Source organism: Bradyrhizobium sp. LB13.1 (assembly GCF_054056815.1).
Genome location: NZ_JBSRYQ010000001.1, coordinates 1,699,423 through 1,725,344, shown reverse-complemented (window position 1 = coordinate 1,725,344; position 25,922 = coordinate 1,699,423). Strand labels below are relative to the sequence as shown.

Genomic DNA, 25,922 nt, shown 5'->3' with positions numbered 1-25,922 from the left:
GGGTCAGCCCTCGACGGCGGTGCGGCGCACGGGACGGCCGGGCCGCGCCGCCACGTCCAGCACGCCATCACTGATCAACGGCTGGCCGCTGACGATCAGATGCCGCACACCTTCCGAGGGACGGTTCATCGCCGTGAACGTCGCGCGGTCGCTGAGCTTCTCGTAATCGAACACGACGATGTCGGCATCGGCGTCTTTCGCCAGCCTGCCCTTGGCGCGCATCGCCGGCGTGCTCTGCGACAGGATCTCCGCCGGGATCAGCGCGCATTTGCGCACGCCTTCCAGCAGCGACACGGTCTTGCGCTCGCGCACCCATTCGCGGATGAATTTCGTGAAGCAGCCCGCCGAGCGCGGATGCGAGGTGGCGTCATCGGGAAGCGGCCAGGCATCGCCGGTGTAGGTCTTGCCGTCCGAGGTCGTCCACGGCATCGCGTCGGAGGCGATCGCGCCGCCGGGATAGAGCACCGACATGTCGAGGAGATCGCGATGATGCGCATTGTTCTCGGTGTCGAGGATGTGCCACAGCACCAGCGAAGACGGTTCGTCGGCCTGCGCCTTCAAGAGCTCCTCGCGATCGCTGAAGCGATGACCGTCGGTGACCCGCTGCACGGAATCGTAGCCGGTGCCGTTGCGCTCGACGAATTCGGGGTCGCTGAAGAAGGCAGCCGCCAGCACGGTCGAGCCGGTGCCGTACGGATAGGCCTCGACCGTGATGGGCAGGCCCTGCGCCTGCGCTTTCGCGATCAGCACGCGGCAGCGCTCGACATCGGTCTTGCTCGACGAGTTGAAATGGCAGATGTGCATATGCGCGCCGGTGGCGCCGGCATAGCCGATCAGGCGAATGTAGGCTTCCGCCGCGCTCTCGGGGTCGACGCGCGACATGTAGGCGACGTGGGTGAAGGTCGGCACGTCCTGCGCAGCCGCGAGCTGGCAGACCGCGGTCAGCTCCTGCACGCCGGCGCCCGGCGCGTAGGCGTTGAGGATGCCGATACCGATGCCGCCCTCGTTCAGGCCGCGTGCGAGGCGATCGAGGATGCCGGCGACCTCCGCATCGCTCGCCACGTTGTCGATCCAGCGACGATCGCGCATGGCGTTGCCGAACGCCTCCAGCGAGCTTTCCGCGTTGGAGCCGGTCATCGCGCCGATGCGCGCAAAGGCCCAGTTGGCGGCGGCGCCATAATTCAGCACGCGTCCCTTCCGCGCCTGGCGCTCATACCAGGACCCGACCGGCAGCACGCCTGCTTCGAGATCGAGCGTCGTCGTCACGCCGTCGAACGCCTGCATGCGGTCGGCCGGGATCGACTGGCCATGTGCGTGCAGATCGATGAAGCCAGGTGCGACCACGAGCCCGGTAGCGTCAATCACCCGCTCGGCGCCGCCGAGCGAGGAGCCGACCGCGGCGACCTTGCCGTCCACCACCGCCACATCCCCGATGGCGTCCATTCCGCTGGCGGGATCCACCACCCGGCCGCCAGAGATCACCAAGCCGCTCATATCGTCACTCCCTCCACGCTGAATTCGCATCAAGGCAGATTCCGGAAGGTCCGACCACCTCCACCGATGCCGACGCATCATGCTCGCAAGGGAGGTCAATTCACATGCGCGTCGCAGACACGCGCTCGCAGTCTCGCGGCAGGTTTGCCCGAGCTATGCTTCTCGCTTCACCCCTCTCGAAAGAAAGGGCGCAGGGAAGACCGGGCGCCGGCTGGCACCCATAAAAACCCCTATGCGAACTGATTGCACACGCAATGCACAGGGGAGACACAGGGCAGCCAAGACCAGGCCTTCCCTGCGCGATGGTTTGACGGCCTATGCCGCGCTCTCCCCGGAGACGAGTTCCTTCTTGCCTCCGTCACCCCCGCGAAATCCAGGGCAACGCGCCGGTTGACGCGCTGACGCCTTCGCAAAGGCTTGACCGTAGCAACGACGGCCAGGACCACACGGTTTCGCCGTACGCGAGCTGCCTTGCGTCGCCAAAGGGTCCGCAAGACCTGAGCGCCGTCCGTCTATCGCGGTTCGTACCATGCTCACGAGGTTCATCTCGCCCTGCACGCACAAGCCCGCCTTTAACGCCGCCCGCGTCCACCGCACTCCAGCCCGCGTTCGTGACGACGTACGACCGCCCCTTTGCTGGGCTGGGATGGGCGAGAGATACGCCAAATCAGAATTTCGGTAAAGTGGAATATTTTTGTGGGAAGGGGTTGACGGCGATCGGGGTGTTTTGCCCGTCAGGCAGTTGGCGCCTGGAGAACAGGACGGCAGCGTCCCGTGATCACAACCGCGCAATGGCGGCCGCGTGGCTGCTGCGCGATCGGCCGGGGAGTTGCTCGGCTCGCCGCCGGCGCGCATATTGTCTCTTCGCTCGGCAGAGCATTTTTACGGCCGACCCGGTCGCTGGTGTTCGTAATGATGAATTCGAACAAGGTGGGACGAAACGATCCTTGCCCCTGCGGCAGCGGCAGGAAGTTCAAGAAGTGCTGCCTCATCTCGCAAAGGCTGGACGAGCCGTCATCCGGATTGCCCCAAGTCGATGCGCAGGCCCCGGACGTTGCCGGGTGGCCGCAGGAAGATGAAGCGATGCTGGAGTATGATCCATTCGTGGAGCCGGACCCGGATCAGTGGCTTGCGCTGGACGAGCAGGAACAGATTGATCTCGTCGTCGCGTACCACCGGCGCGCCGGGATCCGCTTTCCGCGCGAGCAAGCGCATGCCATCTTTCACGCCATCGTCGAGCGCCAGATTGCCGATACCGAGCTGCCGGTGCGCGGCACGGCCGAGCGGCTGATGTCCGAAGGGCTCGACCGCCACGAAGCCATTCATGCGATCGGCTCGGTGCTTGCCGCCCACATGCACGATCTGATCCACGGAGCCGAATCGGGCAGCGACCCCGACACGAGGTCCGATCCGAACGAGGCGTATTTCGCCGAGCTGGAAGCTCTGACCGCGGACGATTGGCTTCAGTCCGGCTGATCAACCCGTCAATACAGTCGGGCTGGAATGGCGCTCCCTGCCGGGCGTCAGCGGGTCCCATCCAGACGCCGCGCTTCGACCTCGAAACGGCCGAGAGTGCTCGCACCACTGATGAGGAAAATCAGATCCAACGGAGCGGTAAGAGACCGTGCAACCGACCGCGAAGCGGCTCCGCCGTCTTCTCGCCCCCATTGTCATCCAGGGAATTGGCGGGGCGGCATTACGGTGGGCGAAGTTCCCAAAGGTTCCGTGTGATCATCCAACGTCTCCTGCAACGCGACTCCGGTCATTCTGTTTCGCGCCGCGCTCTGCTCGGCGGATTTGTGTCGGCGGGAAGTGCCCTCGCGCTCGGCGGATGCGCCGGCCTGGGTGCGACCGGCGCGCGCTTCGACGCGTCATCGCTCTCCATTGATCCAACCTTGCTCGTCGCCACCACACGCAAGCCCGCGAACGGCGCTCGCACGAAACCCTGGTTCGGCCCGGAGCGCGCGACCGCCATGACGGTCGCACGGGCGAAGCTGGTGGCGCCGGACGAGAGCCGACTTTCTCTCGCCTCTGTCGGACTTGGCGATTGGCGCCTCGACCGGGTCGAACCGGTGTCGGTCGACGTTGGCGATCTCGTCGCGCAGGCCGGCGGCGGCGACGTGCTGATCTATGTGCACGGCTTCAAGCAGACATTCGAGACGGCGGTGCTCGATGCCGCCCATCTCTCCGACGGGATCAAGTTCCGCGGCCGGACCATGGTGTTTGCCTGGCCGTCCAAGGCAGGGCTGTTCGATTATGCCTATGACCGCGACAGCGCGATGTGGTCCCGCGACGATTTCGAGCGCGTGCTCTCTGCGCTGGTGTCGGCTTCAGGCGCCGGCCGCGTGCACATCGTTGCGCATAGCATGGGAACCATGCTGGCGCTCGAAAGCCTGCGTCAGCTCTATGCGCGCTACGGCGACACGGTGACGGGCAAGATCGGCGCGGTGGTGTTTGCCGCACCCGATATCGACATGGACGTGTTCTCGTCGGCGATCCACCGCATCGGTCCGCTTGCCGGCAAGATCACCGTGATCGCCGCGACGAACGATCGCGCCCTCGCGCTGTCGGGACAAATCGCAGGTGGAATGACCAGGGTCGGCGCCGCCGAGAAGGCCGTCATCGCGCAGCTCGGTGTGCGCGTGGTCGATGCCTCGCAGGAAGGCTGGGGCCTCATCAACCATGATCTGTTTCTGTCGAATGCGGAAGTGCAGCGGGTGATCCGCCGCTCGATCGACGGCACGACCGCGTGAGAGGGCGCCTGCGCCGAGCCACGCGAAAAGCTCGCTCCTGCGCCCATTCGTTGCAGCTTCAGGGGGAAAAACGGCCGGGTTGGACTCTACCCAGTCTCGCAGGCGAATGGCGCTCCCTAGGGAAACGCGAAACATGACCAATTGCTATTGAAGGTGTTGGACTTTTTGGCCAACCTCCCGGCCGCTGTGTAGCAGACACTTTCAGAAGCGTCGAGTATCGACTTGCAGGTGTAGCATATTAGAAGGTTGGACGTTGACGACGGCAATCGACTTACGGCGGCCTCGAGCAACAGTCGCTTCAGCGACGTGCAGTGATGTCGCGCTGGAATGGGAAAAGCTCACGGATAGCTTGGCGCTATCCGGCAAAACGACACCGTTATTCTGGGAACATCTCGAGTAAGGCCGCTCTGTAGCAAGCGATTTCCTTGGGGTCGAGTTCCTGACGGTGGAATGTCGCTCGATCACTTCTAACGCTGTCTCCTAAGACACGAGCGTCACGATGCCCCTCACCTTCTCGGGTAAGAGCAATTGTCGCCGTCGGCCGTTGCGTCGGGGTAGCGCGATGAATCACACCTGGAGCCAGTCGATAACTCTCGCCCGCATGGAAAATCTGAGTTTCAAGCTGTTGTACTTCAACTCGTTGACCGGTTGGCCACAGGGTCGAATCGCCGTCGGCATAGGTAACCTTTAGTACTTGGAGCGAGCTCGTATCCGATTCGACGACGGTGAAAGTCTGATGTCGAAGTGCGCCAGCGACAACGAGTGAATTGAGTTCGTAGGTGTGGTCGTGATCTTCGCGTCCAGCCTCTAAGCTTGGCATGCTCCAATCAACCGGCCAGAAGTGGTAACGCAAGAAAACTCCGTCCGTTAACTTTTCGGTGGCGTACACGAATCCTAAGGGATGACGCCGAACACTCCTGCCGAGGAACGCAGCAAACGAATCTCCAAAAAACCTCCGCGCGCGTCGAAGGAAATCAGCTCCGACCGGACTAACCAGGGGCTGCGACGATAGCAGCCCAATCAGTTCGTCACGAATAACGATGACCATCTTCGTCCTTTAGAGACCGCATCACAGTTAGAATTTGGTCGTTGACCTTAGGTAATCCACTTATCAAGCCTAGGAAACCCGGGTCTAATTCATCGTCCGGCAGACTAACGGTCTGCTCATCCCAAGTAATTCGTGCGCATTGGGCCAGCTCATTTTCTACTGCATCTTTAAACATCTCGAAGTAGGGATTGCCAGAATTTGTCAGGAGCGCCGGAAGACTCTTTGCATCCCGAGTAATCAATGCGCCAGAATTTGAAAGATCATATCGGAGCACGGGCACAGTCGGGCACATCCCAATCTCGATCGATAAGTATGGGTTTCGCATTGAGGTGTGCACCAACTTTGCAATCGTGAGGATTACATTCGCAGCAAGAGTATGCTCGTTGGCCTGCTCTCCGAGTCCACGCTTAAAATGCATGTAGAGTTGCGAATTACCTTCGCGATCTGGATCGGGAATTACGACTCTAATCCGTACGCGCTTGCGTTCCTCGTGTGCCACACGGTCTAGCCGCGGAAGGACACTCTTTCGAAAATAGGTACCCGTACGCCCCCAAAACCAGTAGTCGGAAGCACCCGCCGGAAGATCAATGATCTCGTCGCCGATTTCTACATTGCGCAACGGTATGACTTCGGCATTTCTAAGCTCGGGAGAGGTGATGAACACGTAGAACGCATATGTGCATAAGAAGATCGCGACATTCGCGGCGAAATTGCCTAAAACGTTTGTAAACGCGTCTCTTACTGTACTCGTGGGAACATATGTCGAGATCACGACTAGCAAGAGGGCCAATACTGCCAGGAGCAACGAGAACGAGATGAAGAAGCGACGGATGGTGTAGCGGCTTCTGAGCACGGCTCGAAGCGAAGGATCAATCATCGTGTTCCGCCTTAGACGCTGAGTTTGCCAAACGTGCCCTTTGGGAAGGGGCCTAAGTCCAGTTGCGCCTCACGAGATCAGAATCTCAGCGCCATCGAGACGATTTTCAGGTCGTGTCAAGTCCAGCGGGCGGTAGATATATCGCTCTGATCATGATCAGCGCGGACTTGCCTTGGGGGAAGGAATAAAAAATGGCGCTCCCTAGGGGAATCGAAGCGCGACCTCAGAAACGCAACAAAAACAACCGCCTAACGGCTTCGCTGCACCCGACTGCTACCACTATTTGCTACCACCGATCAACGGTGCTCGGATGGCGCAGGCACCAAACGGCTATGAATTGTCTCGCGCACCGTTCAGAGTGACTTCATACGTCTTGTACTGGTCTCCCTTCAGCTTGTCGGACAACTCCGCCGCTAGCGTCTTAGCGCGGGCCTCGCCCAATTCACTGGCCTCCTTTATCTGCTCCAGCACTCGCTCAAAGGTTTGCGGCCTAAGACGGTTCGATAGGCGCACCCCGAGCACTGATGGGAAAATGGTAGCGAAGCTTTTTCTGACATCGTCAACCGAAGGAGCCAGAGCGATGAAGTTCAGAACGAACTCCGGGCGCATCATGTATCGGGTCCGGCGGCGGCTTAGGTCCTTTGTGGCCCGCCAGACCGAAGTTTCTTGGGTTAGCCACCAAACTCTGTGGCCGAACGGATTGGAACGGTTGATCTCGTGCACTTCCTTGCGGCGCTGAAAAACTCGTAAGACTTGCAAAGCGTCACTGTAAGAGAGCACATCTTCACGAGGCCGAACTCTTGATTGGGACCGTATCGCCATCAACTTGAGCTTCAGCTCTTCTAATTCATCTGGGTCAACACCCTTTTCAGTTTGCGAGCGGTCCTCGTATTCCAGCCCAAACTCTTCACAGAGGTAGCGCATCAGCGACTCTGCGCCGTCGGGATTGAACAAGTCTTCATAAGTACAGAAACGCCCTATAAATGACCCCCAGCTCCTCGGTCTCTTGGCTTTCACTGGATCAAGCCTGCCATAGAGGTAAGCTCGGATAATAATTCTATCTGAGTGACGTGCAATTTCGGGAGTGAGATACGCCTCGATGTCTCGATAGTGGTTGTTGTACTCAAGGTCTTGCGCGCGCAGGTGCAAAACAACTTCATCTACTGTCGACTCGGTCAGCACCAATGTGGACCCAGACTTGCGAAGAACTTTCAGCATGTTCCATGTCATCCGGTCCTGCTCAGGGAGCAAAGCTTCGGAAAGAGCACGGATGATAAGGTCCGCTCCTAGGTAGAGTATGAAATCCGCGCTCATTTGGCGGAAATACTCAACAATTCGAGGCTCGTTCTTGAGAATGAACAGTAGGGTGTACGTACGACTCAGTTTCTGCAGATACTCTCGCTCTGTCGGCTCGCTGTTGTAGAAGGCCTCACGTAAAATGGCTAACACCACCTCCTTCAAAACATGAGTGTCTTCTGGCCCCACATTAAGTTCGTTCATCGCCTGGTCGACCAAGTCGGCGATGCTCTGCTGCCATCCGGTTTCTGCTTCTGAGTCATTTAGGAAATAAGTCAGCTCCAGACCCTGCTTCTCAAACAGAATTTCCAACACTCGATGACACAACGAGACCACTTGCGGAATCAGTATGGCTTCATTCTCGTCTTGCAGGCGCAATCCTGCTCGCTTTCGGAAGATGTCGGACACGTTGTTGCGCAGAATCTCGTCTTCTGAGTTTTCCTTCTCAACCAGCAATCGAGTTGTGTGGGGCAAGCAGAATTGATCTGTCTTTTTGTACCAGCGCAATTCTCTACCGCTTGTGTGGTCCTTCTTCGTCAGAGCCTCGATGCGCTGATCGAACTTAGACTGAATGAACTTCGATGCTGCAGGCAACGCCTCAAGGATCTTGGCCAAAATTTGAGCTCGATCCATAAGGATGCCCTTATCAGGGTCAGTTCCCCCAAGTGACCACAGAATAAGACTATCCGTAACAGACTCGAGCAATTCTGTATTGCCGCGCCTCCGCTCAACCTCTTGTCCGAGGAAAACGCACAGCGTTCTATCGGGCAGGTTCGGGGAGTGGCTGAAAAATGAGACGCCGCCAATCTCCTTCAGAAAGGACAGCAGCGGCAGAAGGTAGGAATTGAACGCCTCAATGGTCGCGGGCGAATTGTTGATGTGCGCAACTATGTACTTCAGGTCTCGTATGCGAACGCGTATCCCCAGTTCTTCCGAGAGCAAGTCTTCTTCTTGATCGATCTTTTGAACCACTGCCGTGGTGCCGTAGGTGAGCAGTTTGGGGGTTCGGCCACCTTCGGTCAGCGCCTTGACCGTCCTGCGAATCTTGCTGCGGTGATTTTGCTCGATAGAGAATTGCCAAAACTGCCCTGCCGTGGCCGCCTCAAACACGCGGTCTGCATCGAAGCCGTCAGCGCCACCATCGTGATAACCACCCACAGGAATAAAGTTTGCCCCAGTGAGGGACGCGAAAAACGGTTGGCAAAATGCCTCGAAATCGAATCCCCCAGCCCGTTGCAACGCGAGTTCCGCGAGTTGATGATTCACAGTCACAATCGCTGCCCTTCCTAAACCAATGTAACTGAGCCGGGTGATTCGGCCTCGCACTCTCAGATTAATCTTAGCTGCCAAGCTGACCGGCCGTCTGCTTCCGCGCGCCAGCGAATAACGAAAACCGGCTTCTCGCAGTACGCGAGACATTCAAACGAAAGCGCAGCATCTGGCTCTCATCCTCACTCAGGATCAAACTCGCGCCGGATCGTTGCAAGTATTTCGCCGAAGGTCTCTCTAATGTTTCCTTTGGCGAATGGAATGTACTGCACGCCAGAGAGATTGGAAAACTCAGAGTGTCAATCGGCTTGCAACTTTGACCCCTCATCGGCGTCCAATTTTGACCCCTTTGCGCGGCGATGTTTGCTGGTAGCGCTCGTCTCGTCGGAGCTGGCCGGGATAGCGGAGGCGAGACGAGCGCGGGTGGCGTGATCGTCGTCTCGGCTTTTGAACCGCCAGCTGTCGTTGCCGGTCTCGACGATGTCACAGTGATGGGTCAACCGGTCGAGCAGCGCGGTGGTCATCTTGGCGTCGCCGAACACGCTCGGCCATTCGCCGAAGGCGAGATTTGTCGTCACGATGACGGAGGCGCGCTCATAGAGCCGGCTGACGAGGTGGAACAGAAGCTGGCCACCCGACTGGGCGAAGGGCAAATAGCCGAGTTCATCCAGCACGATGAAGTCCATCCGGGTCAGATGCTCGGCGAGCCGTCCTTGCCGTCCGTTGCGGGTCTCGGTCTCGAGCCGGTTGACGAGGTCGACGACGTTGTAGAAGCGTCCTCTAGCGCCATCGCGGATGCAGCTTCTGGCGATGGCAATGGCCAGGTGGGTTTTGCCTGTGCCGGTGCCGCCAACCAGTACGACGTTGCGTTGCTGGGCGATGAAGCCGCCGCCGGCGAGGTCATTGACGAGAGTCTGATTGATTGGCGTGCCATCGAACTGGAAGTCGGCGATGTCCTTGGCAAGTGGCAGCTTGGCAATGGTGAGCTGGTATTTGATCGACCTGGCTTGCTTCTCATTGATCTCGGCGTTGAGCAGGTCGCCGACAATGCGCTGAGGTTCGTGCTGGCGTTTGACAGCGATCGCCATGATCTCGTCGAAGGCCGCCTTCATGCCATAGAGCTTGAGTTCGCCCATGAGGTCGAAGATTTGGGTTCGTTCCATCAGATGGTCCTCCGGAGGTTGTCGTAGCGGGCACAATCGGCGATCGGTGCATGACGGAGCGTCAGTGCGGCCGGCGTCATGATGTTGGCCGGTGGGGCGAGTTCACGTTGCCGGGCCAGGATATTGAGAACGACATCTGCGGAATGGACGCTGTGACTGAGCGCTTCGGCACAGGCCGCTTCCACCGCGGGGAGACCGTCAGTCAGCACCGCGTTGAGGATGTCGACCATCTGCCGATTGCCATCGTCGGTGCTGGCAAGCTTGCGCCGGATCCGCTCGATCGCGGCCGGCAGCACCCAGTCCTTGAAGGGAGCACCGTTGCGCAGGGCGCCGGGTTTGCGGACGAGCACCGGCACATAATGCCAGGGGTCGTAGACGGTATCGCCGCGACTAAAGGATCGCGGGTGCTCGGCAACGATGCGTCCATCCTGACGGATCACGATGCGATCGGCATAGGCTTGAACCTCGACCGGTCGTCCGACTGCGCTGGCTGCGACCGAGTACTTGTTGTTGTCGAAGCGCACCAGGCAGGTCTTCGAGACCGACGCCGTCACGGCATGGAAGCCGTCGAAGCGGCCGGCATAGGGAACGAGCTTGGGGCGTTCGGCTTCGAACACGTCCCAGATCGTCTGATCAACCAACTCCGGATGGCGATGAGCCTTGGCGTAGGCGATGCATTTGTCGAGCAGCCAGGCGTTTAACTCGTCGAGGTTTTTGAACCGCAGCCGCGGCGTGAAGAAGCGTTCCCTGACCAGCCCGACCTGGTTCTCGACCTGCCCCTTCTCCCAGCCCGACGCTGGCGTGCAGGCGACCGGATCGACCAGATAGTGGCTGCACATCTGCAAGAAGCGGCGGTTGTAGAGACGCCCTTTACCGACGAAGATCGTCTCTACCGCGGTCTTCATGTTGTCGTAGATGCCGCGAGTGCAGGTGCCTTTGAACAGGGCGAACGCCCGGTCGTGGGCGTCGAACACCATCTCCTGCGTCTCCCGCGGATAGGCTCGCACGAACAGCATGCGGCTGTGACAGAGCCGGACATGGGCGGCCTTCACCATCACCGTGGTGCCGCTCAGCAAGACCACCTCGTGGCTCCAGTCGAACTGGTAGGCTTCGCCTGGGGCAAAGCTCAGCGGAACATAAGCGGCTGCGGTCGATTGCCCGCGTTCTTTGCTCCAGCGCCTGGCGTAACGCCGCACCGCATCGTAACCGCCGTCATAGCCGCGGCCGCGCAGCTCTTCGAAGATCCGGATCAACGTCAACTGTTCACGAGCGGATTTAGTCACGTTCGACGCAAGCAGCCCGTCAAGTTCGACTGCCCATTGTCCGAGCTTTGGCCGCGGCTGCACCTGCCGCTCGTACTCGAATGAGGTCTCTCCCGACCTCAGCACCTTCCGGACCGTGTTCCGCGACACCTTCAGGTCACGGGCGATCTCCTTGATCGTCTTGCCCTTGATGAAGTGCTCGCGCCGGATCCGGGCAATCGTCTCCACGATCAGCATCCCCCACCACCTGCTTTGTTACGAAGCAGGCAGCGCAACAGACCAACCTGTAGGGGGTCAATTTTGGACGCCGATCCCCCGGCTTAGGGGTCAATATTGCAGGCCGAATGACACTCAGAGCAACCATCTTCCAACAGCACAATTGCTCGGCGGAAGCCTAAGCGTCCCTGAAACAGTCCCACCTCGTGAATGACGTTTTCTCGCGCGTGCAGTTCGCCCTTCTGGTCTTCATTTTCGCCGGTCATAACCAAGATTGCGAAACTCGCCTCATCCTCCATCGCTTCCAGAACGTCGGCAATGTGAAGTCCGACGCGAGGACCCGTCTCATACGCGGTGACTTGGTAACCATGCTTGTCTTGCAAGTGATCCTTGACGTCCCGCCAAGCCGGATTTCGACCGTGACCCACAAAGATGACTAGCCTGTCTTTTATGGACTGCTCCGTCTCCTTTGGCAGAGCACAAGCATCTACCGAACCCTCAAAGACCTCAAAGACGCGCTCAATCTCGCTCCTTAAGGTCTTTTGAACTCTCACTCGCGTGGCATGCCCCGAAAATGAGACGGTGAGATTCGCCATTCCACCCAACTCCTGGAAGTTCATATGCGCGCTCTGGATGTCGCTCGCGCGGTAGGCGGCAAGAAACTCGTTGAGTTCGTCGAAAGACCACTCGACCTCATTTGCCAATTCGACATCCATCGAAACCGATCTCATTTTGTCGGCTGGGCCTGTCCGGCTTAATGCCTCCCGCAACACTTCTGGAGTGAACTTGGTCCGCTTGTATCGCTTCTTCTTGGTCAACGCCATTTCGTGATCCTACTCAATCGCCTCGGCCGCATGCCTTCGAAGATGATCGTCATTCAGGAAGACCGCTGGCAACCTCCGTCGCCAAAGAGACCGTCGCATCCAGAGGCGAATTGACGGCTGTAACGAACGCCTCCATTCGCTGTAAGGATGGATTGGCAAACGAGGCCGGAAGCATCACGACAGGCAGCGGGTCGAAGCTGTCAGGGTCGTCTTCCATCAATCCACGGCCGCTCATCTTGAACCGCTCCCTGATCTTCGGGTGACTGTTCGCCCAATTCACGAGCACTGCCAAACTGTCGGGCCTAAACAAGGCATCCATCTCTCGCACGTCCTCAACGCAAGCTCGGATGATTTCTAGAAGGGCGGCAAACCTACGAAAAACACCCTTGAACGAATGAGCGAACAAGAGCCTGCGCTCTCGGTGCAGGTCATCTTTGCGTCCTTCGTGGGCCGCTGCCTTAAGGGTTGCGGCGCTAATTTCTGAGACGAGTTCTTCAAATCCCGTGAGAACGTCGGCAAGTCGTTGGTGCGGTAGTGGATCATCAGAGAAAAAGTTGGCTGCGCGCACCGTCATGACCGGCTTCGGGATCACTTTGAACATTGGTAGTTGGGGCGGTTGCGGTGCCCTAAAGCCATACTTGCGTTTGCGGTCCTTGCGTTCCGCTGGGGCAAGTTCATCCCACTCCTTCTTGTCACGCTCATAGCGCTCCACCGCTCGGTTCTCGCCCTCGAAGTCTCGCAGCCGCTCATCTACGCTCAACACGCCTTTGTCCTTCAAGAGAGCAACCGCGACCGCGCCGAACAACCTCGGCAACTCTTCTCGGAAGACCCTCTTCGTGTCCCTGTACGTCCGCACGGCAGAACAACACTGAAGGTCGGAAAGCCATTCTAGGAACGCGGGCAGAACTGCTTGCAGATTGTTCCAGCGACGGAGGTTAGACGCGTGATCACGAGCTTGGTCGTAGTCGCTTCGCAAGATTTCGAAATCGGCACCATAGAGTTTGTCCCCGCACTCATGGCCGACCAAAAAACGTTGCCCTTCAGTCGTCCTGATGACGTATCCGGCGAGATGATTGTGGTAGCGACAGTGAACACACCGAAGTCGCTCTCGCTTGGTGCCTCGGAAATCGTACCAAAGCTCGACAAACGGCAGCTCATGGGTGGCAGGTACGTCTTCTATCAGCCCTTCTAAGTTCTCTGGGGTCATTGGTGGTGAAGGCGGTACGGAGAAGCTGCTCCTCCGTCAGGGTACTCCAGTAGCTAGCGCCGACCTTACGGGACGGCTTCGATTGCACGTTCATGCCTTCTCCAGCGACTCGCCTCGGTTGCACTCATTGTACCATGCTCGGGTTCCTCGACCTCCTTTTGTTCTAAATACCTTTCGGCTATCCCGCTTATCCTCAGGCCGCACTTGCTTCGGCGGACACGTGTGAGAGCCATGCAAAACGGAATCGCAGGGATTCCCAAAGAGATACGAAAGCGGTCGGATCGACATGTTACAAATTGATCTAACGTTCGTTACATCAGTTTGTGTGGAGCGGCCGGACCATGGCTGAGGGCAAATTTGTTTCATACCTGCGAGTGTCGCGGGACAAGCAGGGCAAGAGCGGGCTGGGCCTCGAAGCTCAGCGAGCGGCTGTCGAGAGCTACCTGAACGGCGGAAAGTGGAAGGTGCTCGCCGAGTACGTTGAGGTCGAAAGCGGCAAGCGCAACGACCGACCCAAGCTCACTGCCGCTTTGGCCCACGCCAAGGTGTCAGGCGCCAAGGTGGTCTTCGCGAAGCTCGACCGGCTCACCCGTGATGTTGATCTTCTGAGGGCGCTCGCGGCAAGCAATGTAGACCTCGTGTTCTGCGACCTTCCCAGCGTACCTCCGGGAGCCATGGGGCGATTCCTTCTTACACAGATGGCCTCGGTGGCTGAGCTAGAGGTGGGGCTTATTGGCGAACGCACCAAGGCGGCCCTTGCCGCTGCCAAGGCACGGGGCGTGAAGCTCGGCAACCCCAACGGTGCCCGCGCGCTCCAGGGCAAGCAGATCGGCAATGCGGATGCCGTCGCGAAGATCAAAGAGAATGCCGTCCAGCGTGCAGCGGACCTCAAGGGCATCGTGGAAGACATCACCGGCTCAGGCATCACCACGGTGCGCGGGATTGCTGATGAGCTTCATTCGAGGGGCATCAGGGCTCCTCGGGGGGAGGTGTGGCACCCCACCGCGGTGTCGCGGCTGCTCATCCGGCTCAACGCTTCCACCAAGTGAATTGCTGTACAGGAGAGACCATTTAAGGCGCCTGTGCCCGCTGCAGTGTTCGGCGCGGTAGCATTCTCGGTAAGCGGACACGGTGGGTAAGCGCCGCCCCCCCCTCAAATTTTTTGGGTCCCATCCCGAGCACCGGACCCTATTTTCGCCGCCTCGGCCCTCCCGGCTTCAAATGGCCGGGCTTAAAGGGCGCAGCCGCCGCCGAGCTTACAGCAGCAGTGTTCTATTTCGATCAAACGGACGCAAAGTAATGTTGCTTCAGTTACTTAGTCGGTAAGCGGGGGGACGTTTAGGAGAAGCGCATCTAAAGACCCTAGGGCGCCCTCCTGAAACCTGCTGCCAGCGTAGCAACGTTCTCCACACGCATACGAAGATCCTTTGACCAACACTCAAAATCCCAAGAAGAAATCCGCGACGACGCGCAAACCCAAACCCCGCAAGAAGTCGCTTCGTACCAAGGGCTCCCCTCGGGCCACCCGTGCCACCTCAGAGCGTCTCAAGGAGCTTTGGGCGACGCCCGAGTTTCGCGAGCGCATGAAGCAGCGTGACAAAGACCGCATCAAAGGAGCGAAGAGCAATTCTGCTGCCTTCAGCAGACTCGGTATTCCCGATGGCATGAAGCGTTCCGAGGCTCTGCGCTTATGGACTCAGGCTGACGAGTTGGCTGACAAGTTCATCGTAGCCCTGAAGAAGACCGGGGAGATACCTGATGATTCCGATGCAGCAACCGTGTTGTACAAAGGCTTCCGTGTGCCTGCGACGGATGACGGGCTGGCGGAGGGGGCGCTACGACAGGCCTTCGTGCTCGCTGTAGGCCCGACGTCTCCTCAGGTGAAGGCCAAAGCGCTCAACATCGTCCTCACTTACACACGCGCCAAGCCCGCCCATAAGGCCAAGCTACTGCTGGGCGAGGTGACGGAATTTCTTGACGCAATCTCAAACGACAATCACGAAAATTGACACAGGCTTGACCTTCTCAATGTGAAGAGCCTGGTTTTGAGGGCCGTGGCGGTGGCTCGGGAAATGACCGCCGCGCTTAGAGGCCAACCTTCGCACCGAGAGGCTTTAATAGGCCCCCCACGCCTTCCCCCAGAAACCGGTGAACCTTTGTCGCCCAACGACGCATCAGGGACCTTCAGGAAGCCCTGCGGACGTCACTGGTGAGCCCTAGGTTTTCGTGGCGCCTTGCTACTAATGAGGCCTAAGGGGCCTTGGTGACTCCGGCAAGCTGAGTAAGCCCCGGTAGAGGCGATCAGCCACATAGCAAATCAACTTATCCCAACCCATAGCTGCGCCCTTAAGGGATGACAGCCCATAGCTGGGCACCGCCAACATCAAGGCGCCAAGTGCCCCGATCCCAAGAATGGGGGGCCAACCTCTAGAGAAATATCCTTTAGAGATCCCACCCCCATTAAATTCTCGGACAAGTTCCAAATCCATGACAGCCCATATCGGCCTACACGAGCAGTATGCTCTCGTGCCGCCGCAAACCTTTGTCGATAGGTTCACCCAACGGTGGACCGAAGAGTTCAACATGCCTGCCAGTGAGCCCCTAAGGAAACTCTGGCGCATTATGGCCAACACCTATCAACAATCAATTTTAGCAACAGCTCAGGGGCAACTTACCCGCTGGCGTGTTCTCCAACCACCGACTGGCTCAGGCAAGACCATGGGTGCTGTAGTCTACTCCGGCATCCAAGCCGAGCTGAACGCCTGCGCGCCTGACGGCGTCAACCCCATAGGCATCATGATCGTAACACGTCTCAAGGCTCAGGCCGACGAAGTGGTGTCGGACATCAACGCTTATGCCGGTCGTCAGGTCGCAATTGCGGACCATACGAACCATAGAGTTACTTCTGAGCAGCTCGAAGACAGTGACATCGTTGTCATCACACATGAGGCTTACACCAGAGCAAACAAAACTCTGTCCGGTGTTAAAGCAGAGCGATGGAAGAGACTTACTCACTGGCGGGGCGGAAAACGACTTCTCACCATCGTCGATGAGGCCTTGGCGAACGTCGTAGAGCACAGCCAAGTGAAACTCGATGACCTCACATTCCTCATTGGTCTGATACCGCATGAAGTTCGGTTGGCTCACGCGGCCGAAGTAGCAGCCTTGGAAACCCTGCGGGAAAGCATGGTGGTCCACGCGGGCCTTAATGACGGGTTTCAGGTCGGCACTTCGCTGGCGTGGGTTCAGGGCGACGCTCCGGTGTCAGCGGACCTGACCGCTCTAAGAGCCGCTATGCGTCAGCTCCGGTACGACAAGCAAATCGGAAGGGAGGACGAGAGAGAGCGTCAACGTCTCGCTATGCGGTACGACAAGGTACTCGGTGCCGCTGGGGCCCTGTTGGATCAGTACGCCTTCATGGCGCTCACCGGCAACCAGCACTCCCTAAACTCTGCAGCCCTTGCGGTCCCATTGGAGCTGCCGGGACCGGTGGTGCTCGACGCAACGGCAGGTGTCGATCTGATGTACCAGCTAATGGAAGACCGCGCAGACATCATCCCGACGCCTCCCGGTGTTCGCGACTACAGCAACGTCACTCTCCACGTCACCCGGACCGCAAGCATCGGCAAAACGAAGATGGAGGAACTGGCGCCGAAACGCTTCCCGCAACTTCAGGCCAATCTCGCCGAACGGCTATCGGCCGACCGCAAAGTCCTGTTTTGCGTCCACAAGAAGGTTGAGCATCTGGTGCCCGCGCAGGCGGAAGTCGGCGTCAGCGAGGTTGCCTCGGCCCACTGGGGCGCAATCGACGGCAGCAATGCCTACAAGGACTTTGATACGGTAGTGATCTTCGGACTACCGTTCATGGATCGCATTTGGGGCACCAACGTCTTCTTTGCGTTCAAAGGCGTCCAGGATGACGACTGGCACGACAACCCATGTTGGCGGCAGCATGCCGACGTGCGTGAGCTGCTGCAGCGGAGACATCTCGCGACATCCATCATACAAGCGGTGGGACGGGTACGGCTTCGCAAGGTCATAGACGAGCAAGGCCGGTGTGCCCCCACGGACGCATTCATCGTACTGCCGAGCGGGGCGCGGGGCTCCGAGATACTTGAGTACATCCGTCAAGAGTTGCCCAACATCTCAGTGCGAGACTGGGACTTTGAACTTGATGGCCCCAAGATATTTGTGGCGCGTGGTCTACCCTACGAACGACTGGTGACCTTCATGTCAAATCGGAGCCCCGGGAGGACCTCTATGAGCCTCATCGGCCGCGAGTTTGGCCTCAAGCCTCACCAGCGGAAGGACCTGCAGAAGGCATTGCGTGACGGTAACCACCGCACGACCCTGAAGCTCAGGGAGCTGGGGGTCACGTATGGTTCGGAAGGCAAAGGCAGGGGATCGAAGAGCTTCCTTCTAAAAGCCGCCTAATCAACATTGGCCGCGCCCAAGGTTTTCCATTTGGAGCCTCAGGTGCGGCCTTTTTTCCTGCGGAAGCGCAGCACGTTGTCCGCTTAGAGGTGAACAGCGGTAGAGGGACGGACCCGCTAAAATGATCGCGATGGGCCAACAGCCGAAGTGCGAATGAGGCGACCTCACGGGTTCCGCATTTAGGGCGTTGCCACGTTGACTGTCTCCTCAAAGATTTTCACCGCATCGCCTTCACGAACCAAGAGCGCGGAATAGTAACCGCGAAACTGTTGGCCATCACCGAGTTTCGCCTGCCATTCTCCTGCGTTGAAAACCATATCGCCCTCTAAACGCGAGACGGTACGGCGCACACTGTAATCGTGAAGGCCAAGATCGATCACCACTCTCCGCAGCTCGCGCCCGATGGCGTCCCGGCCACGGAAAATGCCAGCCGGTGTGATGCGCACGCCATTCTCACTAAAAAAACCCGCCATGGCGGCGATATCCTTGCGGTTATAAGCCTCTGCAAACTCTGACTGCATCTTTTCGAAAGGTTCGCCTCCGGCGACTGGTTCTGCCTGCTGAGTTGATGCTGGAGTTGCGAGACAAAGTGACATGGCAGTGGCGACGCCAATCGCAATCCTGTTTCGGGTCATTCGCTCTCTCCCTAAGATGGCTTGTGGTTGATCTGGCGCATTAAAGCACAACTTGAGATGCGCCAGACTGATTTATCCCGCTGCGGTTTTAAGCATAGCCCTTCGGGGCAGCTCCGAACACGAATGTCTGCGTTGGGTCAAACCGCGACCTGCCGAACTGCTTCGGCCTTGTCCGCTCCTCGTACGTTAACGGACGCAGTTCTCGCCGTGCGCCAGAGTGGCCTTCCCCGATCACGGGGTCACCTAGGTGCCGCGCGTGCGCTTTACGGATTTTGACGTGCGGAGACCCGACAGGTCCAGACCGGGATACGAGATGTCATCAACTGCTCGCTTGAGGGTTCGGGCACCCCAACGTCGCAACATCTCCTTGGCACCGTAGGTCCGGCCAACTGATTTGCTGCTGCTTCGTCCTGTCAGGGCGTCTCCGCAACTCCTCATCCGGCGTGGTGCGCCGGAGAGCGTCCTGAAACCCATGGCGGAAGCTGTGGTACACCTTGTTAGGGTCGTTGATGCCGACGTGGTTGCGCAGATAGCGGCCCCACCATTTCGACCAAGCACTAAGCGCGCCCTTCTGATCAGGGGCGACCGTAGGGAATAGCCAAGCCCGCTCACCTTGTTTGCGCTGTTCGGCCACGTAATCAAGAAAACCCAGCCCTGCGAGCTGGGGGTGCACGGGTACGACGCGCTCTGATGTTTTCGTCTTGAGCCGCCGTCCTGCCTTGGTGTCGCGCGTGAACCACATGAGCGGAATTCCTGTCTCCTCGTCCTCACGGATGTCAGACACACGAAGGCCTGCGTACTCCGCTTGGCGCGCCCCTGCGAATAGTGCGAGTAATGGCAACCATGTCCCCGCGTCTCCCTTCGCGCCGATGGGGAGCTTGTGCTCGGTGAACAGAGGAGCGTTGAAGATGGTCTGCAGGTCGCGGGCAGCAAATGGCTCGCGTTCGGATTGCTCCTCCTCCAGCCTCATTTCGCTGAACGGATCAGACCACGGGACATCCTCGGGCACTAGGCCAGCGTGGTGACCCCACCCAGCAATCGCCTGCACGGCGCCCAGTTGCTTGTTCACGGTGCCCGGAGAGACCTTTGGGAGGGAGGGGTGCGTACGCCCGTACTCGCTCAATTCCGGCAACGATGCCTTCAGGAGTGGGCCTTTGCGCTGCTTGGGCACCAATTGAAGCGCTTCACGGAAGGTGCGCGCGTGAGAGCGTCTCATCTCCGAGACCCGAAGGTTGCCGTGAAGTTGGATGAACATTTCAACGGCGCGACCGTATTCGTGCACCGTACCCTCGGGCCTCTCGCGCTCTTTCTTCCAGCCCTCGAAGGCTTCGCGTAGCGTGCCCCCCTGCTCGCCCGTAGGAAGCTCAGGGAACACGTAGGCAGATGGGGGTGTCTCAACCGCTTCGCCCGCATTCCGTCTCTCAATGTTTCTGAGAGCGCGAACGTAAGTTGTTAGCACCGCCATGCCGAGCTTTCGGTACGACTGGCTCTTGCGGTCAACGTTGAGTTGGAAATCATTCAGCAACTCGTCCAGCTCCTCTCGGATGACACTTATGTCACCGCGAGCCAATGCTGGGGGGACGATGGCTAGCTCGTATTCGAGTGTGCCAGCGCGCTTCAGAACTTCGCGGTCCGACAAACCCGCCTCTGGCGTCACGCCAACGGCAAATGGGGTTTGATGTTCGATACCCGCCGCGCTGAGCTGCGCTGCGATGCTTTGAAACAAGGGCTCGGAGTCAGTGCCCTCGCGGCGTTCCTCCTCGTCATTCGCCAACCGAGCCGCGTAGTAAGTTTCGGCCATGCGCTTTATTTGCGCATCAGTGAGCGATGGGATGACAGGGCGGTCCTTCAGCAGCGCCTCAGCATCAGCAAGCGTCCGGTCGAAATCCGCGAGGACGTGTGTGGCCGCCACGTTGGCCGCCTTTAGGTGCTTGGTGCCGAGTGACTTCTTGAGGAACACCTGTCGGTCCCGGCCGGTGTTGAGCACACGCGCAACAGCCTCTTGGAGGCGCTCAGGCACCTTCCGCTGGGCGTAGTACGTCCCGTTTCTGTCTTTGATCAGTCCCATCAACGCGCGCATCAAAGCTACGACCGAGTGCTACCACCTGAGCGCAGTCAAAGCCATGATTTGCGTGATGTTTTTGATATCTCAGCGGTTCTGAAGCCGCTGGCGCTCCCTAGGGGAATCGAACCCCTGTTTCAGCCTTGAGAGGGAGCCAAATCGATCCGCTTGATGATCATCCTGAAGAGAGTTCAGCGATAGAGAGCTATCGATGTCAATCCCGACTCATCTGCACGAGCAGGTGACAGCACCAGTTTCGCACCAGAAACGACCCAACCGCAGCGCAACGAACGCGATCGGATTGAAACAAAAGACAGCCACATCAACGAAGCCGATCGCTTAGCCCGCCGCTCATATCGGTCTGGTTGCGGGGCTTTGCACAAAGTGACGCCAGTGAATTCCCGACCTGACCGCTGCCAGAACAAAAGCTCCGCTCCTGATTTTTCCGCTTCTGAGAGTGTGTCCGTTCCGCTTTCAATCGTATCCAATTCTACGACCGACGTGTAAGCGGCCTGCCATTCGTGGACTCCACGCAGCATCTTGCGGGGATGAAACGTACGAAGACGAGGGAAGTGTTTCATCATGCACCACGATGTGTAACCCCACGTGACATTGATCCTGCTCTGGTCAAGTTTGTTGAAGCTCTTGCAATAGCCGACGCGAGGCGCGATCATGTGTTTGAGAGTGAGCGGCTGATGAAAGATCATCTTGATGCCGCCGGCGAGAAGCGCATCAGCGGTGGTGTTCAATATGAAGCCCGCAGCAGTTTATGCTCGGTTCTCGACCGAGCTTCAGAACGAAAAGTCGACTGAAGATCAGATTGCTCTGTGCAGGGGCTATGCGGCCCGTCATCAACTCGACGTCGTTGCGACTTTCGCGGACAAGGCTCGTTCTGGGGCCTCTGTATTCGGGCGCGATGGCTTGATGCAGCTTATGGATGCGGCGCGCCAACAACGTTTCACCGTTGTCATTGTGGAAGCGCTGGATCGGCTTTCACGTGATATGGAAGACCTGGCCGGCATCCACAAAAGGCTATCTTTCCAAGGGATCGAAATCCAAGCCGTTCATGATGGCACTGCGGACTCGATTTTGATTGGAATTCGCGGCCTCGTTGGACAGATGCAGCGCGAAGACGGAGCGAAGAAGGTCCGTCGCGGCATGGCCGGTGTGATACGAGACGGTCGACACGCCGGTGGGCGTGCCTACGGATATCGAGCCGTTCCCGGCAAACCCGGTGAACTTGAAATAGTCGAAGACGAAGCTAAGATCGTACGGCGCATTTTCACGTCATATGCCGCGGGACGAACGCCCCGGGACATTGCACACGATCTCAACCGAGAAAACGTTCGTCCACCGCGAGGCCAGCGATGGAACGCGTCGACGATCAATGGCAACGCCCAGCGTGGTGCCGGGCTCATATTCAACGAACTCTATGCCGGCCGTATCGTCTGGAACAAAGTCCGGATGGTCAAAGATCCTGATACGGGCAAGCGATTATCTCGCCCGAACCCTCGTGATGAGTGGCAGAGCATCGAGGCGCCTCAGGTACGCATCGTCGAACAGTCGATTTGGGAGCAGGCTCACGCTTTAAAGACCAAGAAGAGCCACTTGGCCAGCCACGTGAAGCGACGGGCGCCGCATCTCCTCTCCGGTCTTCTTCGCTGCGGTTGTTGTGGGTCCGGAATGTCGGTTCATGACCGTGACAAGACTGGAAAGACTAGGATTCGTTGTTCTGCGGTTCGCGAGGGCGGCATTTGTTCAAATCGCAGGATCATCTATCTGCGCGATATCGAAAGGCTTGTGCTTCGTGGCATGGCCGAGGAATTAAAAGATCCGCGGCTGATCGAGGCTTATGTGCGCGGCTATAACAGCGAACGAGAGCGGCTTGCGGGGGACGCGGTCGCGGTGCGTGCGCGACTGGCGGCGAAACGTGACCGGATCGAAGGTGAGCGGCAACGCAACATTGATCTTGTGATCAAGTACGTCATATCTGAGGAGGACGCCAAGCAGCGGATCGGGGAGCTCAAGGAAGAGCGGCTGCGCGTCGAGGCCGAAATGACCGCGCTCGAAGAAGTCCCCGTTCCCGTCGCGCTCCACCCATCTGCCTTGGATCGCTACATCAGTTCAGTGAACGCGCTTGCCGAGACAATGTCTGGCCATTCGAAGGCAGAGGACGACCGCGGTTCCCTAGTGGAAGATTTTCGGACCCTCGTGCACAGCGTCACGGTCCATCCAAAGGGACCTTGGAAGGGCTTCGAGGTCGAAGTCAAAGGTAGACTGGCCAGCCTGATAGGCGGGGAGGTCTTTCCGGAGGCCCACCACAATAGTGGGGGATACGTGGTAGCGGGAGAGGGACTCGAACCCCCGACCCCAGGATTATGATTCCCGTGCTCTAACCAGCTGAGCTACCCCGCCACAGGGTCGCGAGGGCCTGATACGGCCGATCTCGCGAACGCGCGGCATATAAGGGAGGGGGCGGCGGGCTGTCAATCCGCGTTTGCGTAAGCTTCCGCCTTTGCTGAAGCTACGGCGGAACAAGTCCGCTTCGGGGAGCGAATTGGACCTATTTCGGGACCAGATTTCCAGCCACACCCGTGATGGCCGGACTGGTCCGGACAAGCCCGGTCATGACGAGATCGGGAGACAGAATTGGCCTATTTCGGCCTTACCGTCGGGTCACCGCCGGGGCTGCCGGGGGGCGGGATGACAGGCATGGCGCCGTTCGTGCTGGGCGCCGGCGCGTGCATCTCGGGATCGACGCCGGAGGGCGGGCAGAGCACGCCGTCCGATTTGGCGAGCTTGTCGCCGAGCGGTTCCCGGGACTGGCCCGTGGTGGTGCCGTCGGCCTGGCGGTTGGGGCGGGGATCCTGCGGCGTGCAACTGGTGGCGTGCTGCGGGGATGGCGGCGCGGTCGCTTGCGGCGGCGTCGCCGGGGCGGGCGGGGCCTGCGCGATCGCGCTGCCGGAGGCGGCGATCAGGAGGCTGGCCAGAATGATGTTTGATGTCGTGCGCATGGGCGGAAAACGCGCGGGATGTGCGCCCTGTTCCCACCCCGAACATTACGATTTGAGGTAGCGGATCAGCGAAAAGTGTCCCATCGGCGGCATCGGGCGGCGCTCGGCCAGCGTAACGCCGCCGTGTTTTGCGGCCCAGTCGACCAGTCGCTGCCACGGAAATTCCGGACGCCAGCCGAGACGGCGGGCGAGCGGGGCAAACGCGAGTTCGGAGAGTTTGCGAAAACCCGTTTCCGCCCCGATGTGGTTGACGAGGATCAGCTCGCCGCCGGGCTTCAAGACGCGCACGAACTCGTCGAGCGTGCCTTCGGGATCGGGCACGGCGGTAATGACATATTGCGCGACCACCGCGTCGAAGAAGTTTTCGGGGAAGGCGAGATTCTTCGCATCCATCACCGAGAGCACCTCGACATTGCTCAAGCGCAGCGCACGCACGCGCGATTGCGCCTTGCGCAGCATCGGCTCGGAAATGTCGACTCCGCAGATCTTTGTGGTGCGCGCATAGTCCGACAGCGAAAGCCCGGTGCCGACGCCGACGTCGAGGATGCGGCCGCCGATGCGGTCGGCCTCGATGATGGTCGACTGCCGGCCAGCGTCAAAGACCTTGCCGAACACGAGATCGTAGACCGGCGCCCAGCGGCCATAGGCCTTCTCGACCCCGGCCCGCGAGATGTCTGCTGCCATGCCCCTGCCCTTACGCCAAACTCTATCGAGAATTGATTATTGGTGAGATCGAAGTCAGCCCCGCGCGCGGTCTGGCACCTCTCCCGCTTGCGGGAGAAGTCGGCGCGTAGCGCCGGGTGAGGGCTTTATCCGCTCGCGATATATCGCGGGTGGAGAGAGCCCACTCAACCCAACCCTCTCCCGCAGGCGGGAGAGGGGGCGCACTTCCGGTGTCGCGAGAGTGCCGCCCGATTTCATGGATTAGCCGCGCACGGCTTCGGCGAGCGGACGTGCCGTGCCGGTCGCAGCCTTCGCGGCGGCGCTTTGAATAAAGCCGCCGCCGAGCACACGCGCCTGGCCCGAGGGCGCGTCGTAAAACACGCAGGCCTGGCCCGGCGAGACACCCTCTTCGCCTGCGACGAGCTCGACCTCGTAATGGCCGTTCGTGCCACGCAGCCATGCCGGCTGGGGGCTGCGGGTCGAGCGCACGCGCACGAACATTTCGAGGCCGGCGCCGATCGCGCGGTCGATGTCGCCGTCGCCGATCCAGTTGACGTCGCGCAGCACGATGCGGTGCATCTTCAGCGCCTCGCGCGGGCCGACGACGACGCGGCGGTTGGCGGCCTCCAGCCGCACCACGAACAGCGGCGCGGCGGCGGCGATGCCGAGGCCGCGGCGCTGGCCGATGGTGAAATTGGCAATGCCGTTATGCCGGCCGAGCACGCGGCCGTCGAGATCGACGATCTCGCCGGGGTCCATCGCGTTCGGCCGCAGTCGGGTGATGATGTCGGTGTAGCGCCCTGTGGGCACGAAGCAGATGTCCTGGCTGTCGTGCTTGTCGGCGACCGCGAGACCGAAGCGCCGCGCCAGTTCGCGCGTCTCAGGCTTGGTCATGTCGCCGAGCGGAAAGCGCAAGTAATCGAGCTGCTCCTGCGTGGTCGCGAACAGGAAGTAGCTCTGGTCGCGATCGGCATCGGCGGCACACACCAGAGCGCGCGAGCCGTCCGCGCGGCGGCGCGAGGCGACGTAATGGCCGGTGGCGAGCGCGGTCGCCCCTAACTCGCGCGCGGTCTTGAGCAGGTCGCGGAACTTGACCGAGCGGTTGCACTCGATGCACGGCACCGGCGTCTCGCCGAGCGCGTAGCTGTCGGCGAAATTGTCGATGACGGACTCGCGAAAGCGGTCCTCGTAGTCGAGCACGTAATGGGGAATGCCGAGCTTGGCCGCGACGTCGCGGGCGTCGTGGATGTCCTGGCCGGCGCAGCAGGCGCCCTTGCGGTGGGTCGCGGCACCATGGTCGTAGAGCTGCAGCGTGATGCCGATGACGTCATAGCCTTCCGCCTTCAAAAGCGCAGCCGTCGTCGATGAATCGACGCCGCCCGACATGGCAACGACGACCCTGGTATCCTCAGGACGGCCTTCGAGATCCAGACTGTTGAGCATGGGCCTTAAAGCGTTGTGACGGCGGCGTTGGGCGATCCGCTGGATGCTTCCGGCGGGACATAAGCGATCCCCGGGAACTTTGGTTCCCGAAGGGCGGCTTGCCCGGTCGAAAGCGGCTGAGAGCTGTCTCTTTAATATAGGCGGCCTTCCGGTGAAGCAATCATGGGGGCGGCCAGTTAGGGCAATTCTTGCCGGGGAGGCAGAAATGACGGGGCTTTGAAAGGCCTTGCAGCAGCGGGGACGATTCTTCAAATCATTGATT

At 59.5% G+C, this 25,922-nt stretch carries 20 protein-coding genes, 1 tRNA gene and 2 pseudogenes; 7 read left to right on the top strand and 16 right to left on the bottom strand.

Translation table 11 applies throughout. From position 1 onward, the window contains the following. Positions 1-3 precede the first annotated feature (3 nt). Positions 4-1,494: an amidohydrolase family protein gene (locus tag ACVWYI_RS08100; protein ID WP_456661646.1), complete on the bottom strand. Its 1,491-nt coding sequence runs from the start codon at positions 1,492-1,494 to the stop codon at positions 4-6. Between the two features lie 774 nt (positions 1,495-2,268). Here ACVWYI_RS08100 and ACVWYI_RS08095 point away from each other — a divergent pair. After that, positions 2,269-2,970 (top strand): SEC-C metal-binding domain-containing protein, encoded by a 702-nt coding sequence (locus tag ACVWYI_RS08095; protein WP_456648332.1) that lies wholly within the window; start codon positions 2,269-2,271, stop codon positions 2,968-2,970. A 251-nt stretch (positions 2,971-3,221) separates the two neighbouring features. Further along, entirely contained in the window at positions 3,222-4,247 is a 1,026-nt protein-coding gene (locus tag ACVWYI_RS08090) for an alpha/beta hydrolase (RefSeq protein ID WP_354105370.1), read from the top strand. 376 nt (positions 4,248-4,623) lie between these two features. Here the strand turns inward: ACVWYI_RS08090 and ACVWYI_RS08085 are convergent, their stop codons facing one another. The 7 genes and pseudogenes from ACVWYI_RS08085 to ACVWYI_RS08055 all read right to left on the bottom strand — a co-directional run bounded on the left by ACVWYI_RS08085 (position 4,624) and on the right by ACVWYI_RS08055 (position 13,007). Continuing rightward, positions 4,624-5,295: a hypothetical protein gene (locus ACVWYI_RS08085; protein WP_456661645.1), complete on the bottom strand. Its 672-nt coding sequence runs from the start codon at positions 5,293-5,295 to the stop codon at positions 4,624-4,626. Further along, entirely contained in the window at positions 5,276-6,172 is an 897-nt protein-coding gene (locus ACVWYI_RS08080; RefSeq protein WP_456661644.1) for a hypothetical protein, read from the bottom strand. Before ACVWYI_RS08080 ends, ACVWYI_RS08085 begins: the two co-directional genes overlap by 20 nt. A 330-nt stretch (positions 6,173-6,502) precedes the next feature. After that, positions 6,503-8,740: a hypothetical protein gene (locus tag ACVWYI_RS08075; RefSeq protein WP_456661643.1), complete on the bottom strand. Its 2,238-nt coding sequence runs from the start codon at positions 8,738-8,740 to the stop codon at positions 6,503-6,505. Between the two features lie 296 nt (positions 8,741-9,036). Further along, positions 9,037-9,900, bottom strand: a complete 864-nt coding sequence (istB, locus tag ACVWYI_RS08070) for an IS21-like element helper ATPase IstB (protein ID WP_456661642.1) — start codon at positions 9,898-9,900, stop codon at positions 9,037-9,039. 8 nt (positions 9,901-9,908) lie between these two features. Then, positions 9,909-11,399: pseudogene (gene istA / locus ACVWYI_RS08065) on the bottom strand (IS21 family transposase); the annotation flags it as partial. An 83-nt stretch (positions 11,400-11,482) separates the two neighbouring features. Further along, positions 11,483-12,202, bottom strand: coding sequence for a TIR domain-containing protein (locus tag ACVWYI_RS08060; protein ID WP_456661641.1), 720 nt, complete (start codon positions 12,200-12,202; stop codon positions 11,483-11,485). Between the two features lie 49 nt (positions 12,203-12,251). Beyond that, positions 12,252-13,007 carry a hypothetical protein gene (locus tag ACVWYI_RS08055; protein ID WP_456661640.1) on the bottom strand — a complete coding sequence of 252 codons (756 nt, stop codon included), beginning with the start codon at positions 13,005-13,007 and terminating at the stop codon, positions 12,252-12,254. A 138-nt stretch (positions 13,008-13,145) separates the two neighbouring features. Between ACVWYI_RS08055 and ACVWYI_RS08050 the strand changes: the two genes are divergently transcribed. From ACVWYI_RS08050 to ACVWYI_RS08035, 4 genes are all read left to right on the top strand, one after another. After that, the gene (locus ACVWYI_RS08050) at positions 13,146-13,394 is read left to right on the top strand and encodes a hypothetical protein (RefSeq protein WP_456661639.1); all 249 of its coding nucleotides are present in this window, start codon (positions 13,146-13,148) and stop codon (positions 13,392-13,394) included. Between the two features lie 356 nt (positions 13,395-13,750). Next, entirely contained in the window at positions 13,751-14,458 is a 708-nt protein-coding gene (locus tag ACVWYI_RS08045) for a recombinase family protein (RefSeq protein WP_456661638.1), read from the top strand. A gap of 378 nt (positions 14,459-14,836) precedes the next feature. Continuing rightward, on the top strand, positions 14,837-15,418 hold the full coding sequence (locus tag ACVWYI_RS08040; protein WP_456661637.1) for a hypothetical protein: 582 nt from the start codon (positions 14,837-14,839) through the stop codon (positions 15,416-15,418). A gap of 478 nt (positions 15,419-15,896) precedes the next feature. Continuing rightward, positions 15,897-17,843: a hypothetical protein gene (locus ACVWYI_RS08035; protein WP_456661636.1), complete on the top strand. Its 1,947-nt coding sequence runs from the start codon at positions 15,897-15,899 to the stop codon at positions 17,841-17,843. Positions 17,844-18,022: 179 nt separating this feature from the next. Here the strand turns inward: ACVWYI_RS08035 and ACVWYI_RS08030 are convergent, their stop codons facing one another. From ACVWYI_RS08030 to ACVWYI_RS08020, 3 genes are all read right to left on the bottom strand, one after another. Continuing rightward, positions 18,023-18,478: a YybH family protein gene (locus ACVWYI_RS08030; protein ID WP_456661635.1), complete on the bottom strand. Its 456-nt coding sequence runs from the start codon at positions 18,476-18,478 to the stop codon at positions 18,023-18,025. Positions 18,479-18,797: 319 nt separating this feature from the next. Continuing rightward, entirely contained in the window at positions 18,798-20,546 is a 1,749-nt protein-coding gene (locus ACVWYI_RS08025) for a DUF6538 domain-containing protein (RefSeq protein WP_456661634.1), read from the bottom strand. Positions 20,547-20,731: 185 nt separating this feature from the next. After that, on the bottom strand, positions 20,732-21,289 hold the full coding sequence (locus ACVWYI_RS08020; protein ID WP_456661633.1) for a hypothetical protein: 558 nt from the start codon (positions 21,287-21,289) through the stop codon (positions 20,732-20,734). Between ACVWYI_RS08020 and ACVWYI_RS08015 the strand changes: the two are divergent. After that, positions 21,252-22,337, top strand: a pseudogene (locus ACVWYI_RS08015) (recombinase family protein); the annotation flags it as partial. The gene ACVWYI_RS08020 and the pseudogene ACVWYI_RS08015 overlap by 38 nt on opposite strands. 27 nt (positions 22,338-22,364) lie before the next feature. On the opposite strand, the gene ACVWYI_RS08010 reads toward ACVWYI_RS08015, so the two are convergent. From ACVWYI_RS08010 to mnmA, 5 genes are all read right to left on the bottom strand, one after another. Then, entirely contained in the window at positions 22,365-22,637 is a 273-nt protein-coding gene (locus ACVWYI_RS08010; protein WP_354045037.1) for a hypothetical protein, read from the bottom strand. A gap of 241 nt (positions 22,638-22,878) precedes the next feature. Then, positions 22,879-22,955 (bottom strand) — tRNA-Met (locus ACVWYI_RS08005). A gap of 239 nt (positions 22,956-23,194) precedes the next feature. Beyond that, positions 23,195-23,554 (bottom strand): hypothetical protein, encoded by a 360-nt coding sequence (locus ACVWYI_RS08000; RefSeq protein WP_456661632.1) that lies wholly within the window; start codon positions 23,552-23,554, stop codon positions 23,195-23,197. Positions 23,555-23,599: 45 nt separating this feature from the next. Next, positions 23,600-24,238 (bottom strand): class I SAM-dependent methyltransferase, encoded by a 639-nt coding sequence (locus tag ACVWYI_RS07995; protein ID WP_247343313.1) that lies wholly within the window; start codon positions 24,236-24,238, stop codon positions 23,600-23,602. A gap of 240 nt (positions 24,239-24,478) precedes the next feature. Then, positions 24,479-25,660, bottom strand: a complete 1,182-nt coding sequence (gene mnmA, locus ACVWYI_RS07990) for a tRNA 2-thiouridine(34) synthase MnmA (RefSeq protein WP_247343310.1) — start codon at positions 25,658-25,660, stop codon at positions 24,479-24,481. Positions 25,661-25,922 lie beyond the last annotated feature (262 nt).

What these genes read in the sequence shown, in the direction of transcription:
- ACVWYI_RS08100 (WP_456661646.1), bottom strand. Translation starts at nt 1,494, where the DNA reads ATGAGCGGCTTGGTGATCTCTGGCGGCCGGGTGGTGGATCCCGCCAGC.
- ACVWYI_RS08085 (WP_456661645.1), bottom strand. Translation starts at nt 5,295, where the DNA reads ATGGTCATCGTTATTCGTGACGAACTGATTGGGCTGCTATCGTCGCAG.
- ACVWYI_RS08080 (WP_456661644.1), bottom strand. Translation starts at nt 6,172, where the DNA reads ATGATTGATCCTTCGCTTCGAGCCGTGCTCAGAAGCCGCTACACCATC.
- istB (WP_456661642.1), bottom strand. Translation starts at nt 9,900, where the DNA reads ATGGAACGAACCCAAATCTTCGACCTCATGGGCGAACTCAAGCTCTAT.
- ACVWYI_RS08060 (WP_456661641.1), bottom strand. Translation starts at nt 12,202, where the DNA reads ATGGCGTTGACCAAGAAGAAGCGATACAAGCGGACCAAGTTCACTCCA.
- ACVWYI_RS08045 (WP_456661638.1), top strand. Translation starts at nt 13,751, where the DNA reads ATGGCTGAGGGCAAATTTGTTTCATACCTGCGAGTGTCGCGGGACAAG.
- ACVWYI_RS08035 (WP_456661636.1), top strand. Translation starts at nt 15,897, where the DNA reads ATGACAGCCCATATCGGCCTACACGAGCAGTATGCTCTCGTGCCGCCG.
- ACVWYI_RS08030 (WP_456661635.1), bottom strand. Translation starts at nt 18,478, where the DNA reads ATGACCCGAAACAGGATTGCGATTGGCGTCGCCACTGCCATGTCACTT.
- ACVWYI_RS08025 (WP_456661634.1), bottom strand. Translation starts at nt 20,546, where the DNA reads ATGGGACTGATCAAAGACAGAAACGGGACGTACTACGCCCAGCGGAAG.
- ACVWYI_RS08000 (WP_456661632.1), bottom strand. Translation starts at nt 23,554, where the DNA reads ATGCGCACGACATCAAACATCATTCTGGCCAGCCTCCTGATCGCCGCC.
- ACVWYI_RS07995 (WP_247343313.1), bottom strand. Translation starts at nt 24,238, where the DNA reads ATGGCAGCAGACATCTCGCGGGCCGGGGTCGAGAAGGCCTATGGCCGC.
- mnmA (WP_247343310.1), bottom strand. Translation starts at nt 25,660, where the DNA reads ATGCTCAACAGTCTGGATCTCGAAGGCCGTCCTGAGGATACCAGGGTC.